Source organism: Kineosporia sp. NBRC 101731, assembly GCF_030269305.1.
In the GTDB taxonomy this organism is placed as follows: Bacteria; Actinomycetota; Actinomycetes; order Actinomycetales; family Kineosporiaceae; genus Kineosporia.
Genome location: NZ_BSTC01000021.1, coordinates 20,687 through 35,524, shown reverse-complemented (window position 1 = coordinate 35,524; position 14,838 = coordinate 20,687). Strand labels below are relative to the sequence as shown.

Genomic DNA, 14,838 nt, shown 5'->3' with positions numbered 1-14,838 from the left:
AGGAAGAGCAGGGCCCGGGGCCACGACGAAGACGCCTCGTCAGGCTAACCCGGCTACCCAAAAGTGTCTATTGTCTACCGACAGAGAAGAGATCACACCGGGGCGGGGGCCGGGCCGGGCAGGCCGAGGGCTGACCGCAGGGTGTCGCCACCGGACGGTTCCAGCCGTGGCACCACGGATCTGAGCACGCCGATCAGCTCGTCGCGCCCGCCCGTGGTCGCCAGTTCCAGGCCGTCCAGGGCGTGATGCAAACTCCAGCGCCGTAGTTCGTCCGCGGTCGCGCGGCCGTTCTCGCGCACGATCCCGGCCCGGGCCACCAGCGCCACCTCGTCCCGGCGCCGGCCGGAACTCACCACCGCGTCGATCAGGCGGGTATTGCCGCCATCCACAAGCTCGATCCGGGGCACCACGAAAACGTCCGCCAGACGAGCAGCATCCACCCAGTCGAGATGATCACGTCCGTCGGCCAGGAGTACCGGACGGCCCTGCTCCGACACCGGTCCACCGAGCGAGCCGTTCACCCGGTAGAAGCGCCCATCATGATCCACCTCGCCGTCCCACAACCCGGTCACGACCCGGGCGTACTCCTTCCACCGGAAGGGTCGGGCCGCTCCCCCGGTATCAACCGGCAGGCCGGGTTTCGGTAGATCGAGCACCGCGTCGGTCACCTCGTCGCCGTCCCCGGCCCGCAGCGCCAGGCCCGCCCGGCCGTGGGTGGCACGGTCCAGCGAGAGGACGCGCCGGGCCAGGTTCGCGGGGGCGTTGTGGGTGGTCGGGGCATCGACGATCCAGTGCAGGGCCGGGTACAGCGCCGCCAGATGCCCGGCCACGCTGCTCGCGTCGAGCAGGGCCAGCTCACCGGGCGGCCCGTCGCTCACCCGGATCGCGGTCACGCCGACGTCGCTCGCCACCTCGGCAACCTCACGGGCCTGGTCGAGGCCGAGCCCGTCACCGACGGCCAGGTCGACGATCACCACCAGGCTCATGCCGTCACCGGCCGACGGGAGCGCGCGGTGAGCGACGCGGTGCGCACCTGGGGCGAATCGGCGCCGGCCGGGATGGCCAGGCCGAGATGACCTCGCAGGGTCCGACTCTCGTAACCGGTGCGGAAAAGGCCGCGCCGGCGCAGCTCGGGCAGCAGGTGCTCGGTGAACGCGTCGAACCCCGAGGGCAACACGTCGGGCAGCACGTTGAAACCGTCGGCCCGGCCCTGACGCAACCGCTCCTCCAGCTCGTCGGCGACCCGGATCGGTGTGCCGGCCACGACCGCGTGACCCCCGGTGTCGAGATCATCCAGGGCCGGCGCGATCTCCTCGGCCTCCGCATCGGTTGCGCTCAGGACGACCGCGATGTTCTGCAGCACGACCACCGAGTCGGGGTCCCGGCCCTGCGCACGCAGCGCCTCCCGCAGACCCTGACGGTGATCATGGATTCCTCGGCCGTCGACGAGCACCACGTCAGCATCGCCGCTACCTCGCACGACCACCGGATGCCCCTGGGGCGAGCGCAGTTCCGTACGATCGTGCCAGCGGCGCAGCACCGAGTCGACGAACGCCGAGCGGTCGGGGAAGCTCTCGGGGCCGGTCCCGTAGAGCCGCCCCGCAAGCTCGTTCTCCGCGACCCGCCAGCCGATTCGTCCACTGCTCAGGTAGTCGGTGTCGGCGACCCGGCGGGCCAGTTCCAGAGGGTCGTTGTGCGCGGCCGAGAGGGTGCCGATCAGCCCGATCCGGTCGGTGACCGCGGCGAGAGCGGCCAGCAGCGTGGTGGGTTCGTGTGCCGGGGAGTCCGGCAGGAACACCGCGTCCAGCGCGGCCGCCTCGGCCCGGCGGGCGATCTGCGCGTAGCGGTCGACGTCGAGCCCGTGAGCGGCAATACTTTCCGCTCGGCCGACAATTCCGGCTGCGGAGACGGTGATGGCGAGGCGCAGGCGGCCGGTCATGTCCAGACCTGACGAGCCTGACGAACCTGAGAAGCCGAACGGGCCTTCCGGGGAGAGGTACGCGGGTAACGGGTCACGGCGAAATCCTTCGTCAGCAAAGAAGGTGGCGGAAAGAGTGAAGATTTCGCCGGGCAGGGTTACAGGATCGCGGCTCCGGGGCACTCCGCCGAAGAGCTGGAACTCGTGAACCCATGCCCGGTCTTAGATTTCAGACAAACGGAAAGTTCAACAACAGGCACTGGAGACCCTCAGCAGATCTACCCAGCGCGCGCTCGTCAGCAGCGGGCCTCGATTCATGAGCACAAGTATCCAAGTCGCGATCAGCATTGTCAATCATTCCTGTAGAGAATGTAGGCTGACGGTCATCGCCGATCGGAGACATCGATGACACTGCTCTGGTACATCCCGAACACGATCGAGCCCGGGCACCGGGGCGACACCACCACGCAGGGGTGGGGATCGCTGGAGCACTCCACCGAGCTGGCCCTGGCCGCCGAGCGGAACGGCTGGTCGGGGGCCCTGATCGGCACCAGCTGGGGCCGTCCCGACACCTTCACCCTGGCCACCGCCCTGGCCGCGCGCACCACCACGTTCCGGCCCCTGGTCGCGGCCCGCCCCGGCTACTGGCAGCCGGCCCAGTTCGCCGCCGCCGCGGCCACGCTCGACCAGCTCAGCCAGGGTCGGCTGCTGGTGAACATCGTCAGCGGGGTGGACGAGCCCGCCGCCTACGGCGACCCGGTCGTCGCGAGTCCCGACCGCTACGCCCGCACCGCCGAGTTCATGCACGTGGTGCGGAGGCTCTGGACCGAGGAGAACGTCACTTACCACGGCCAGTTCTTCACCGTCGAGGGCTCGACCGTGGCCTCGCGCCCTCACGGCACTCCCCCGACCCTCTACTTCGGCGGTGCCTCGGAGGCCGCCGAGCGGGTCGCCGCCGCCGAAGCCGACGTGCAGCTCTTCTGGGGCGAGCCGCTGGAGGCCATCGCCGGGCGCATCGCCCGCCTGCGCCGACTGAGTGACGAGATCGGGCGGCGTCACGCGCCCCTGGAGTTCGGCCTGCGGGTCACCACGGTCGTGGGGGATACGACTGAGGACGCGTGGGTCACCGCCCGCGCCCGGGTCGCCCGCCTGCGGGGCCAGGAGCCCGAGCCGTGGTGGCAGGGCAACCGCGACCACGCCGTGGGACAACGACGGCTGTACGACCTGGCCTCACAGGGTGAGGTGCTCGACACGTGCCTGTACACCGCGCCGGGCTCAGCCGGTGCGGGTGGGGCCGGCTCGACCTGGCTCGTCGGTTCGGCCACCGACGTCGCCGGCGCGCTGCACCGCTACCGCGAGCTCGGCGTCACCCATTTCATCCTGTCCGACACCCCGTACCTGGAGCAGACGGCCCACCAGGGCCAGGTCCTCCTGCCACTCCTCAGGGTCAGGAACCCGGGCCAGGAACCCGGGCCGTGACCGGCCATGACCGGCCATGACCCGGGCGAACCTCGACACCTTCGACATGCGGTCCTCCGCCACGACGGCCCGCACTGATCAGACCCGGAAGCTGCCGACCAGTCCTTGCAGGCGGGCGGACAGCTGCTCCAGCTGTGCGGCTGCTTCCTGAGCCGCCTTGGCGTCGCTGGTCGTGCGGACCGCTACGGCCGAAACGCTTTCCACGGTGGTATGGATCTCCTGGGCACCGTGGGCCGCCTCCGAGGCGCTGCGGCTCATCTCCTGGGTAGTGGCGCTCTGCTCCTCGACCGCTCCGGCGATGCTGGCACTGACTTCGTCGATCTGCTCGACCACGCCCTGGATCTGACCGATCGAGGCGGCGGCCGAAGCCGTGCTGGTGCGGATGGCGCCGACCCGGTTGGAGATCTCCTCGGTGGCCCGGGCGGTCTGCAGGGCCAGCTCCTTGACCTCGGTGGCGACGACGGCGAAACCCTTGCCCGCGGCTCCGGCCCGGGCCGCCTCGATGGTCGCGTTCAGCGCCAGCAGGTTGGTCTGCTCCGCGATCGCGGTGATCAGCTTGACCGCCACCCCGACCTCGGCCGCGGTCGACTCCAGTTGTGCGACCTCTTCCTTGGCGGTCCCGGCCACCGCCACCGCCTCGGCCACAACCTGAGCGGCCCGGCCGGCGTTACGGGCGATCTCACCGATGGCGGCGTTCAGTTCGTCGCTCCCGTTGGCCAGGCCCTGGATTCCCTGCGTCACCGCACCGGTGGCGATGGTGGCCTGGTCGGCCCGCTCGGCCGTCTCGTCCGCGGCCGACCGGAGGCGGTCGGCGACGGTGGTCAGTTCCCCGGCCGAACTCGACAGCGAGCCCGAGGCCTCGTTGATGGACGAGACGGCTACGGCCACCTTGGAGCAGAATCGATTGAACGCGGCGCCGAGCTGCCCGGCCTCGTCCGCGCGGTCCTCGTCCAGCCGGGCGGTGAGATCGCCGTCGCCGTCGGCAATCTGGCTCATCCGGTCGCGGGCCCGGTCGAAGGGACGCAGCACCCACCGGCCGATCAGGAAGGTGGCGGTACCGGCGGCCACCAGAGCGAGCAGGGCCAGCAGGATCGTCGTGGTGCGCAGATTGTCGGCGTTGGCCAGGACGGACGACGCCGGAACGCTCACCAGCAACGTCCACCGGTCCGACGTACCCAGCGCCAGCGGGGTGGCCACGAGCAGCTGCCGCTGACCGAACAGATCGGCCCACCGGGTAGAGCTCTTGCCGTCGGCCATCCCTTTCACCACGGAGGACAGCTGCGGGGAAACCTTTTCCAGCAGGGCCGCGATCTCGAGCCCGGCACCGCTGGCCACGACCATCCCGGTGGAGCTGACCAGGGTGGCCCGGCCGGTACCGTATGGAGTGATCTTCGAGACGAGGCTCTGCTGGGCGTCCAGGGACACGTCCACCCCGGCCACCCCGAGGGTCTTGCCGCCGATGATGATAGGGACGGCCACCGAGGTCACCATGATCTGCCGGCCGCCGATGTCGTACGAGTACGGCTCGATCACGGCCTTCTCACCCGTACTGAGTGGCCGGGTGTAATACTCGCCGCCCGCGCCGGTGTCGGTATATCCGGCGATACCGCGGGATTCATAGGTTCCCGCGGTCGTACCGGGGAAGTAGTAGGTCAGGTACCGGCCGGTCTTGTCGCTGTGCTTCGTGCCGACGAACCGGGCGTCGTGCCCGTCGAAGGCGTTCGGCTCCCAGCCGGTCCAGGCTCCGAAGAGAGCGGGGTTGGACTTGAGCGCCGCGAAGATGATCTGGTCGCCGACCACCCGGCTGTTGCGGGCCGACCGGGCGGCGATCAGGGCGTCGGCCAGGTCCGAGGCAATCTGCAGTCCGACGGTCAGCTGCGCCGCAGCGCTGTCCGCGCCTCGCCCCGACAGCTGTTCCGCATACATCTCGGCGTCCGCACGCGCCCGGTTCTGTACCTGGATCGTCACCACGAGGGTCAGTCCCCCCAGCGCAATGACCAGAGTCAGCACCACACCGATGACGAGCCGGGCCTTCAGGGTGGCAAACAGGGCGGTCATGCGGGGGGGACCTTCTTCCGTTGGCGACGGACGGAAGATCGGCTGGGCGGAGCAGTTGCTTGAAGGATCATGGGGGTACACCCGAACCGCAGGGGCGTTACCGGCGGGATGCTGTTGCGTCGGCACCGAGAGTGTCGCCCCGCCCGTGGAGATGGAGGGATTTCATGATCATGGACGGGTTGCGGGGGTAATGTCTAGGCCTGAGTCAGCTGCTGCAACAGCTCCGCCTCCAGCGCCGCGAAGCGCGGGTCGGCGAAGAGGGCCTGGGTGCGGGGGCGGGGGAAGTCGACCACGATCTCCGCCGCGACCCGCGCCGGGCGAGGGCTGAACACGTAGACGCGGTCGGACAGGAACAGCGCCTCACGCACGTCGTGGGTGATGAGAACGACCGTCCAGCGGTACTTCTCCCACATGTTCTCGAGCCAGCCCTGCATCTGCGACCGGGTCAGGGCGTCGAGGGCGCCGAAGGGCTCGTCGAGGAGCAGCAGGGGCTGCTCCTGGGCCACGGTCCGCAGCAGGGCCGCCCGCTGGCGCATGCCGCCGGAAAGCTGAGCAGGGTAACGGTTCTCGAACCCCTCCAGACCGAACGGCTCCAGCAGTGGACGCACCTTCTCCCGGGCGGCCGCCCGTTTCGTGCCGCGCACCTCCAGCCCGAGGGTGAGGTTGTTCAGCACGGTGCGCCACGGCAGCAACGCATCCTTCTGGGGCATGTAGGCGACCCGGGAGCGTCCGCTGCGGAGGGCGGCCCCGGTGATCCGCACATCTCCCCGGTCGGCCGGGACCTCACCGGTGAGTACCCCGAAGGTGGTGCTCTTGCCGCTGCCGCTGGGGCCGAGGACGGAGACGAACTCCCCCGGTTTCGCGTGCAGGTCGAGCCCGCGCACCACCGGCAGCCCGCCGAGGGTGACGTCAAGATCCTTGATACTGAGCGCTGGTTCGGTCACGATGCCTCCCCGGCACGCACGAGGAACGCCCAGGGCAGGGCGATCCGCTCGATCAGGTAGCTGAGGGCGAAGAGGATCAGGGTGAGCGCGGCCGTGACGAACACGGCCGCCAGTACCAGGTCGGTGCGGAAGGTGTTCTTGGCGAACTGCATGTACACGCCCAGACCGGCCTCCGCACCGGCATATTCGGCGAAGATGGCCGAGACCACGGAGTAGGTGATGGCGATCCGCAGGCCGGCCATGAAATAGGGCAGGGCGGAAGGCAGTCGCACGGTCCGGAACACCCGCCACCTCCCGGCACCCATCGAACGCAGCAGGGCCACACTGTCCGGGTCGGCCGAGCGGAACCCCTCGACGAAACTCAGGGTGGTGGAGAAGAAGTTGACGAACACGATCAGCAGGATCTTGGGGAACTGCCCGAACCCGAACCAGACGATGACCAGCGGGGCCAGCGCCACCAGGGGCAGGGTCTGACTGACCACCAGCACCGGCAGCACGGCCCGCCGGGCCAGGCCGGAAAGGTCGACCAGCACGGCGAAACCGAAGCCGACCGCGACCGACAGGGCCAGGCCGATCACCGTGGCGCGCAGTGTGGGCCAGGTGTTCGCCAGCAGGTTCTCCCGGTCGGCCCAGCCCTGCTGCGCCACCCGCGAGGGGGTGGGCAGCACGTCCGCGCCCGGGCCGATCGTGGCGGCGTAGATCTCCCAGATCGCCAGCAGCAGGGCCACCAGGACGAGCGGTGGGAGAACCACACCGGGTCGGGGCAGTTTCGTGATCACGAGACCGGGACCGCCAGGAAGTCGTTGGTGTAGGACTGTTCCCATTCACCGGCCGACGGCAGCACCCCGTAGTCGGCCAGCCACTGCGCGTACGGCTGCATCAGCTCGGCGCGAACCTGCCCCCAGCGTCCCTCGTGGAACCAGGTCGGGGTGATGAGATCCAGCGATCGCCGCAGGATCTCGCGGGAGAAGTAGGGCACGTAGCGTTCGAAGGCATCCGCGGCCAGGTCCGGCTCGTCGCGGGCGGCCTGGTAGCCGCGTTCGACGATCTCCAGCAGGGTGCGCACCAGTACCGGGTTGCGCTCGATCGTCGATTCCTGGGTGCCCAGGAGGTAGCTGTGGTACCGCGGGGCGCCGAGGGTGTCGACCGGCCAGACCACTCGGTCGGACACGGGCAGGTTACCCAGCAGTGCGTCCCAGGCCCAGTAGTTGCCGAAGGTGGCGTCGACCTCGCCGGCGGCCACGTCGTCCGCCAGCAGTTCGCGGGCGCCGCTGTTCACCACCTGCACCCGGGAGAAGTCGCCGCCGTCGGCGGTGATCAGGTGCTTGACCATGGCCAGGCCCCGGGGTGTGGGGTTGAGGGCCAGGCGACGGCCCTCCAGGTCACGGGGGCGGGTGATACCGGTGGCAGTGGTGGTGAGGATGGTCTCCATGGCCCGGTGGTTGATGGCCGCGACCGCCCGTAGCGGTTCGTGGCGGGCCCGGCGCACGAGCAGCCGGTTGCTCGGGAAGACCGCGAAATCGGCCTCGAACCGGGAAAGGTAGGCCAGGGAGTCACCGCGCGAGGGGTCGGCCACGGTCAGCTCGACGTCCAGCCCGGCCTGGGTGAACCAGCCCTGCCGGCTGGCCACGAAGAATCCGGCCGAGTTGGTCCACGGGTGCAGGTATTCCAGGACGACGCGCACGCTCATGTCGTCAGCTCCCCGAGGTGGGGAGGTAGGCATTGGTGTAGTACTGCGTCCAGTCCGGCTCGGCCGTCAGCTTCTTGCCGTCCGCGTCGGTGAGAAGCCCGTTCGTGTAGAGGAACGAGCCGTAGTCCTTCCAGAACGTCTCGTCCTGCACGCCGACGTGGCCTTCCTCGGTGTTCAGGTAGCCGTCGTCGGCCAGGAGCTGCTGGCTCTCGCGCACCAGGTCGGCGTCTTTCAGCTGCGTCGGGTTCGCCTGCACCAGCAGGTCGGCGGCCTTCTGAGGCTCGGCGGCGGAGTAGCTGTAGCCCTTCGCCGTGGCCGCCAGGAACTTCTTGGCCACGTCGGAGTTGGCTGTGAGGTACTGGTCGCTGGAGGCCAGCAGCACCGAGTACTGGTCGGGGAAGCCGTAGTCGGTGGGGGCGAAGTTCTTCAGCGGCTTGCCCGAGCGCTTGGCCTCCACTCCCTCCCAGGTCACGACCGGGATGGTGAAGTCGGCCTTCTTGCTGTACACCGCCTGGTACGCGGAGGTGTCCAGCGCGATGCTCTTGAAATCGCCCTGGCCGCCGTCGTGCTGGATCACGTACTTCAGCAGGGGCCCCTCGTCCGGCGACCCGAATCCCGCGTAGGTCTTGCCGTCCAGGTCTTTCGGGCTCTTGATGTCGTCCCGGTCGGCGCTCACCGAGATCGCGTACGTGCCCTTCTTGTCGGGCGCGTACACGGCCACGACGTCCTGCCCGGCGGCCCGGGCGTAGGTCACGCCGGCCTGGTAGGAGAACCCGAAGTCGGCCTTGTCGTGCGCGACCAGCGTCTCCGGCGAGGTGGAGGAGTACGGGATCACCGTGAGACTGATGCCCGCGTCCTGGTAGTAGCCGAGCTCGTCGGCCGCGAAGACGCCGGTGTAGTCGGTGTTCGGGGTCCAGCTCAGGGCCACGGTGACCTCGGTGAGCTTCTGGCCCCCGGCCGACGACTCGGTGGATGACGAACCACCACAGGCGGACGCCGCGAGAACGGTGGCGGACAGGGTGGCGGCCAGCAGGCCGCGGCGGGTGAGCGAGGTAGTTCGATTCATCACGGTATCCGTTACGGGGTCGGGGTTCTGGTCGGTCAGAGGACGCGGGTGGTCCGGGCGGTCCAGGTGTCCAGGTGTCCAGGTGTTCAGGTGTTCAGGTGTTCAGGTGTTCAGGTGTTCAGGTGTTCAGGTGTTCAGGTGTTCAGGTGTTCAGGTGTTCAGGTGACGATCAGACGCGGGGGTGCGATGTCGTTGAGGACGACGACGTCGGCCCGGCCGGGGGTGTTCTCCCGGCCCAGGAGGGTCTCCTCCTGGCGGGCCCAGTCGGCGAAGTGGTGCTGCCGGTAGCTGTCCCAGTCAGAGCGGCCGCGCAGGCGTTCGCGCCGGGCGTCGTCGTCGGACTCCACCCAGATCAGCAGGCTCAGGTGGTCGGTGAGCGGCTCGCTGCCGGAGCCACAGCCCTCCAGCACCACGACGGACGAGGCGGGCACCTCACGCCAGTCGTCGCGGGTGCCGGTGGCCCAGTCGTAGGGCCGCCAGCGGGCGGGCCGGCCCTGGGCCAGCGGCTCGGCGATCCATCCGTGCAGCAGCGACCCGACACCGGCCAGGCCCTGCCAGCCCTCGTAGAGGTCGTCGAGATGGATCAGCGGGGCCTGAAGCTGCGCGGCGAGGTGCCGGGCGAGGGTGGTCTTGCCCGAGCCGGAGCGGCCGTCGACCGCGACGAGGCGGGTGATGCCCACCGACGGGGGCCGCCGGAGCACGTGCCCGGCCAGCTCCTCGACCACCGCGAACGGCACCACGGGAGACGCCACGGAAGCGGTGCCGGTGCCTCGGTTCACGGTGCTGCCTTCTGCTCGAATTGCTCGAATCGCCCGAATGGCTGGAATCGCTGTGACCTGCGACGACCCATCGGCGAAGGGACGCTGCACTGAATACTGGATCAGTCCTGTCGAGAATGTCAACAAGCTCGCATGCCGATGTATACACAGGTATGCTCGCGCTCGTCCTCACGATGACCATCCGCCGGGAGAGCTTCCTTGTCCCCACGCCCAGGCAGTACCGAGACCCCCACGACGGGCCCGGGCACCCTCTACGAGATCGTGCGGTCCGACATCCTGGCCGGTGAGTTCGGCGCCACCGCGCTTTTGCAGGAACTACCGCTGGCTCAGCGCTACGGCGTCTCCCGCACCCCCGTGCGCGAAGCCCTGGCCCGCCTGGAGCACGAGGGCCTGGTCGAGAAGGCCGGGCGCGGGCACCGAGTGCGTTCGGGCACCGCCGAGGACGTGCTCGAGGTCTACGAGGCCCGCATCGTGCTGGAGGGCCAGGCTGCCGCCGGCGCCGCCGAACGCCGCGGCGAGCTGGATCTGGCCCGGCTGCGACACCTGCACGAGACCGTCCTGGCCGGGGAGACCCGTCACGACGCCGAGCGCAGCGCCCACTCGGCCTGGCACGCGACCATCTGGCGGGCCTCGCACAACCGCACGATCGAGACCCTGCTGCACCGGCTCACCGCCCAGCTGCGCATCTACGACCGCGGCACCCAGGAGACCTCCCACGACCTGGAGCAGACCCGCGCCGAGCACGAGCGCATCCTGGCCGCCATCACCGACCGCCGCCCCGAAGAGGCGCGCGGTGCGATGATCGAGCACCTGACCCGGGCCCGTGAGGTCCGGCTGCACCGCTTCGGGAGCGAGGCGTGACCACCACCGGACTGGTCCTGCCGGTACGCCAACGGCCCGTCAGCTACGGGTACGACGCGATCCTGCGCCTGGCCGAGTACGCCGAGGCCCAGGCCGGCTGGGACACCCTGTGGGTCGCCGACTCGATCATGGCGCTGCCCTTCCTCGACTCCGGGGTCCTGCTGGCCGCTCTCGCCGCCCGCACCCGCCGCGCGCGGCTCGGGATCGGCTGCATGGCCTCCCTGGGATTCCGGCACCCGGTCACGGTGGCCCGGCAGTGGGCCGATCTGGACGCACTGTCCGGGGGCCGGATGCTGCTGGCCGCCTGCCCGGGCAACGGCACCGGTACGGCGGTCGAGAACGAGCTGCGCACCTTCGGGATGGACTACCCGGAGAAGGTCGCCCGCTTCGAGGAGGCCGTGGCCTTCCTGCGGGAGGTCAGCACCGGGGCCACCTCGTTCAAGGGCCCCTTCACCCAGGTGGAGAACCTCGATCTGGGAGCCGGTTTCGTGCAGCGCCCACTGCCGGTCTGGGTGGCGGCCAACCCCTCTCCGCGCGCCGGGCAGGCCACGGTCGACCGTCTGCTGGGCCGGGTGGCCCGTCTCGGCGACGGCTGGATGACGTTCAACGTGACCCCCTCCCAGTTGAAGACGCGCGTGGAGCGGCTGTACGAGCTGCGCGCCCAGGTGCATCCGGAGGAGACCGGGCCGCTCGAGGTCTGCGTCTTCCTCAACACCAACGTCGGGCTCGATCCCACCACGGTGCTTGAGGACGCACGGGAGCGCTGGTTCCAGACGGCACCTCGCGGGGTGTCGGTGGAAGACCTGGACGGCATCGCAGCCATCGGCTCGCCCGAGCAGGCGGCCGACCTGATCGGCCGCCTGTCCGAGGCCGGCGCCACCCACCTGGCCATCGAGCCGCTCAGCACCGACGTCCCGGCCCAGGTGGAAGCCCTGACCGAGCTCCTGCTCCCCCGTCTGACCCCCACCCCTCGTCTGGCCCCGACCCCTCGTCTGGCTCCCACTCTCCGTCCGTGATCAGGCAAACCCTCCCCGGTGTTCCACCCCGAAAGGCCTTCCCCACCGTGTCGTCCGCCCTTCTCCCCCCGCTCGCCTCCCCGCCCGAGGTCCACGCCGTGCTGGGTAACCCCCGTCTGCGCATCGTCGACGCCACCGGCTATCTCGACCGACCGCCGGGCGGTGGCCCGTACACCGTGCGGTCGGGGCGGGCCGGGTACGAGCAGGAGCACCTGCCGGGTGCCGGTTTCGCCGACATCGGCGGCGACCTCTCGGTCGCCGGGGCGCCGAGGCCGTTCACCCTGCCCGAACCCGAAGCCCTGGCTGCTGCTTTCGGGGCCATCGGGCTGGGGCAGGGGACGCACGTGGTCGTCTACGCCCGCAACTCACCGATGTGGGCGACCCGGCTGTGGTGGCTGCTGCACTATCTCGGCCACGACGATGTCTCGGTGCTGGACGGCGGGCTGCCCGGCTGGAAGGCCGCCGGGCTGCCGGTGGAGTCGGGGCCGGTCCGGTTCCCCGCTACCGTGCTGGAACCACGCCCGCGTCACGACCTGCTGGCCACGCAGTCCCAGGTGCAGGAGCTGTCCGAGAACGCCGGATGTCTGGTGAACGCCCTGACCCCGGCCGTTTTCCGGGGCGAGGGTGTGACCTCGTACAGCCGTCCGGGCCGGATCCCGGGCAGTGTGAACCTGCCCTGGACCGAACTGGTCGACGGGCAGACACTGGTGTGGCGCGATCCGCAGACCCGGGCGGCGGCACTGGCCCCGCACCAGGACCGGCCGGTCGTGGCCTACTGCGGCGGCGGGATATCGGCCACGGTCGACGTGTTCGGCTGGTACCTGGCCGGCCGCGACGACGTGCGCCTGTACGACGGCTCGCTGGCCGAGTGGTCGGCCCGGCCCGACCTGCCCCTGCAGACCGGCTGATCGGCATGCGTCTTCTCGATCCCGCGACGGTGACGCCGGTGCCGTGGCGCAACCGGGCCGGCCTCACCCGTGAGCTGTGGAACGAGGGCCCGGTGCGGATCAGCCTCGCGGACCTCACCGCGGACGCGCCCTTTTCCGAGCTGCCCGGCATCGACCGGTTGTTCGTCCTGCTGTCGGGATCGATCACCCTGGACGGGCAGGCCCTGGAACCCGGTGGGCAGATGCGGTTCGGGGGCGAGCGGCCCGTGACCGCCGTCGTCCACCGGCCCGGTCGTGCGCTCAACCTGATGATCCACCGCGGTCACGGTTCCGGCGACATCACGATCTCGGAGAAGGCTCCGGCAGAGGCCGATTTCGTCGTCGTCCTCGGAGAGAACCGGTTCGCCGGGATCAGGCTGACCCCGGCGAACCGATGAGTCAGCGCCGGTAGGCCGCCGCCGGGTGGGTATCAGCCACCCGGGGTGAACCCTTGCCGCGGAAGTACTCGCGCAGGGTGTCGCCCTCGTACTCGTCCCAGACCCGTCCCCGGCGACGCAGTTCCGGCACCACCAGGTCGACGAACTCACGGTGACCGGCCGGCGGGATCGGGTCGGCCAGGTTGAACCCGTCGATCTCCGCCGTCTCCATCCAGGCCTCCATCTCGTCGGCCACGCGACCGGGCGAACCGACGAACAACGGCCCACCGCCGCCCACCCCGACGAACTCGGCCAGGGTGCGGGGCGTCCAGGTGTGGTCGGGGTCCATCGTGGTGAACACATCGACCAGCCCGCGGATCCCCTCGGTCTCGGCGTGTGCCAACGGGGTGTCCGGGTCCAGCCCGGACAGGTCGATGTGCAGCAGCGCGCTCCAGCGGGCCAGGCTGCCCTCCAGCGAGGTGTAGCTGCGCAGATCGGCCAGGCGCTCACGGGCGGCCTCGTCGGTGGCGCCGGTCACGACCGTGGCGATCGCGAAGATCTTCAGGTCGTGCGGGTCGCGCCCCTGGGCCTTCGCCTGCGCCCGGAAGCGGCGGGAGAGGTCCCGGGCCATCTCGGCTTTGTAGGTGCTGACGAACACGCCCTCGGCGTGCTTGCCCGCGAAAGCGCTTCCCGACGGTGAGCTTCCGGCCTGGAAGATGACCGGTGTGCGCTGCACCGAGGGCTCGGACAGGGCGATACCGGGAACGCTGAAATATTTTCCGCGGTGCTCGATCGGGTGCACCTTGGCCGGGTCGGCGAAGATCCCGGCGGCGGCGTCGCGCACCACCGCGTCGTCCTCCCAGCTGCCCTCCCACAGCTTGTAGACCACCTCCATGAACTCGTCCGCGATGAGATAGCGCTCGTCGTGCGGAATCTGCCGGTCCAGACCGAGGTTGCGGGCCGCGGAGTCGAGGGCGGAGGTGACGACGTTCCAGCCGATCCGGCCGTCGGTCAGGTGGTCGAGCGTCGTCATGGTCCGAGCCAGCGCGTAGGGCTGCTCGTAGGTGGTCGAGACGGTCACCGCGAAGCCCAGCCGGTTCGTCGCGGCGGCCATCGCCGGGATCACCAGCAGCGGATTGCCCGTGGGGGTCTGGATACCGTCGCGCAGGGCGGCGTCGACGCGGCCCTGATAGACCTCTAGCGGGCCGAGTGCGTCGGCGATGAAGAGGGAGTCGAACCCACCCCGCTCGAGGATCTGGGCCGTCTCCACCCAGTGCCGGACGGTGCGGTACTCATGGGCGCGGGAATCGGGGTGGCGCCACAGGCCCATGGCCGTGTGGCCAACCGTGTTCTGCCGCAGGCCGTTCAGCCGCATACGCGGAATGCTCATGACAGCAGACTATTTGGTATCAGACCCGGTCGACGCGTGTCTCTTGTCTCGTGGAGTGCACATTCACAGGCTTTTTATACTAGTTTAATAGAGAACACTCAGGAGAGAGGGAGGCGAACGAACCACGTGAACGAACCACACTGCCGGAATGCGGGATTGGACCGTCACCGGAGCGTGACCTGCGTCCGGACATCCTCTGTTAACATCCATCGGGTGTCCAGCACCCTGCTCACCAGTCGCCGCGAGGTCGACCATGCCGGGGTTGCCAGCTCGCTCTGTCGGATCTGATTCCGCGTAACCGCCAGTACTCCCGGCTTTCCCGGGTCCTGCCCGG

The 14,838-nt window shown here is 69.7% G+C and carries 14 protein-coding genes; 5 read left to right on the top strand and 9 right to left on the bottom strand.

What is annotated here, in order from left to right:
- Window positions 1-92 precede the first annotated feature (92 nt).
- Window positions 93-986: an LLM class flavin-dependent oxidoreductase gene (locus QSK05_RS33640; RefSeq protein ID WP_285601457.1), complete on the bottom strand. Its 894-nt coding sequence runs from the start codon at window positions 984-986 to the stop codon at window positions 93-95.
- Window positions 983-1,939, bottom strand: coding sequence for an LLM class flavin-dependent oxidoreductase (locus tag QSK05_RS33635; protein WP_285601456.1), 957 nt, complete (start codon window positions 1,937-1,939; stop codon window positions 983-985). The genes QSK05_RS33640 and QSK05_RS33635 overlap by 4 nt, the downstream gene beginning before the upstream one ends.
- Before the next feature lie 384 nt (window positions 1,940-2,323).
- On the opposite strand from QSK05_RS33635, the gene QSK05_RS33630 reads away from it, so the two are divergent.
- On the top strand, window positions 2,324-3,397 hold the full coding sequence (locus QSK05_RS33630) for an LLM class flavin-dependent oxidoreductase (protein ID WP_285601455.1): 1,074 nt from the start codon (window positions 2,324-2,326) through the stop codon (window positions 3,395-3,397).
- A 78-nt stretch (window positions 3,398-3,475) separates the two neighbouring features.
- Here QSK05_RS33630 and QSK05_RS33625 read toward each other — a convergent pair whose 3' ends face one another.
- From QSK05_RS33625 to QSK05_RS33600, 6 genes are all read right to left on the bottom strand, one after another.
- Window positions 3,476-5,455, bottom strand: coding sequence for a methyl-accepting chemotaxis protein (locus QSK05_RS33625; RefSeq protein WP_285601454.1), 1,980 nt, complete (start codon window positions 5,453-5,455; stop codon window positions 3,476-3,478).
- A 194-nt stretch (window positions 5,456-5,649) separates the two neighbouring features.
- On the bottom strand, window positions 5,650-6,399 hold the full coding sequence (locus QSK05_RS33620; protein ID WP_285601453.1) for an ABC transporter ATP-binding protein: 750 nt from the start codon (window positions 6,397-6,399) through the stop codon (window positions 5,650-5,652).
- Complete coding sequence (locus QSK05_RS33615; protein WP_285601452.1) at window positions 6,396-7,178, bottom strand: ABC transporter permease; 783 nt, start codon at window positions 7,176-7,178, stop codon at window positions 6,396-6,398. Before QSK05_RS33615 ends, QSK05_RS33620 begins: the two co-directional genes overlap by 4 nt.
- Entirely contained in the window at window positions 7,175-8,089 is a 915-nt protein-coding gene (locus tag QSK05_RS33610) for an ABC transporter substrate-binding protein (protein ID WP_285601451.1), read from the bottom strand. The genes QSK05_RS33615 and QSK05_RS33610 overlap by 4 nt, the downstream gene beginning before the upstream one ends.
- A 4-nt stretch (window positions 8,090-8,093) precedes the next feature.
- Window positions 8,094-9,155, bottom strand: a complete 1,062-nt coding sequence (locus tag QSK05_RS33605; RefSeq protein ID WP_285601450.1) for an ABC transporter substrate-binding protein — start codon at window positions 9,153-9,155, stop codon at window positions 8,094-8,096.
- 158 nt (window positions 9,156-9,313) lie between these two features.
- Window positions 9,314-9,934: a uridine kinase family protein gene (locus QSK05_RS33600; protein ID WP_285601449.1), complete on the bottom strand. Its 621-nt coding sequence runs from the start codon at window positions 9,932-9,934 to the stop codon at window positions 9,314-9,316.
- A gap of 198 nt (window positions 9,935-10,132) precedes the next feature.
- Here QSK05_RS33600 and QSK05_RS33595 point away from each other — a divergent pair, with 198 nt between their 5' ends.
- The 4 genes from QSK05_RS33595 to QSK05_RS33580 are packed head-to-tail and all read left to right on the top strand — an operon-like array spanning window position 10,133 to window position 13,135.
- Window positions 10,133-10,795: a GntR family transcriptional regulator gene (locus QSK05_RS33595; RefSeq protein ID WP_285601448.1), complete on the top strand. Its 663-nt coding sequence runs from the start codon at window positions 10,133-10,135 to the stop codon at window positions 10,793-10,795.
- Window positions 10,792-11,811 carry an LLM class flavin-dependent oxidoreductase gene (locus tag QSK05_RS33590; RefSeq protein ID WP_285601447.1) on the top strand — a complete coding sequence of 340 codons (1,020 nt, stop codon included), beginning with the start codon at window positions 10,792-10,794 and terminating at the stop codon, window positions 11,809-11,811. The genes QSK05_RS33595 and QSK05_RS33590 overlap by 4 nt, the downstream gene beginning before the upstream one ends.
- Window positions 11,808-12,719 carry a sulfurtransferase gene (locus tag QSK05_RS33585; protein WP_285601446.1) on the top strand — a complete coding sequence of 304 codons (912 nt, stop codon included), beginning with the start codon at window positions 11,808-11,810 and terminating at the stop codon, window positions 12,717-12,719. Before QSK05_RS33590 ends, QSK05_RS33585 begins: the two co-directional genes overlap by 4 nt.
- Window positions 12,720-12,724: 5 nt before the next feature.
- Window positions 12,725-13,135, top strand: coding sequence for a HutD family protein (locus QSK05_RS33580; protein ID WP_285601445.1), 411 nt, complete (start codon window positions 12,725-12,727; stop codon window positions 13,133-13,135).
- 1 nt (window position 13,136) lies between these two features.
- On the opposite strand, the gene QSK05_RS33575 is transcribed toward QSK05_RS33580, so the two are convergent.
- The gene (locus QSK05_RS33575) at window positions 13,137-14,504 is read right to left on the bottom strand and encodes an LLM class flavin-dependent oxidoreductase (protein WP_285601444.1); all 1,368 of its coding nucleotides are present in this window, start codon (window positions 14,502-14,504) and stop codon (window positions 13,137-13,139) included.
- Between the last annotated feature and the right edge of the window lie 334 nt (window positions 14,505-14,838).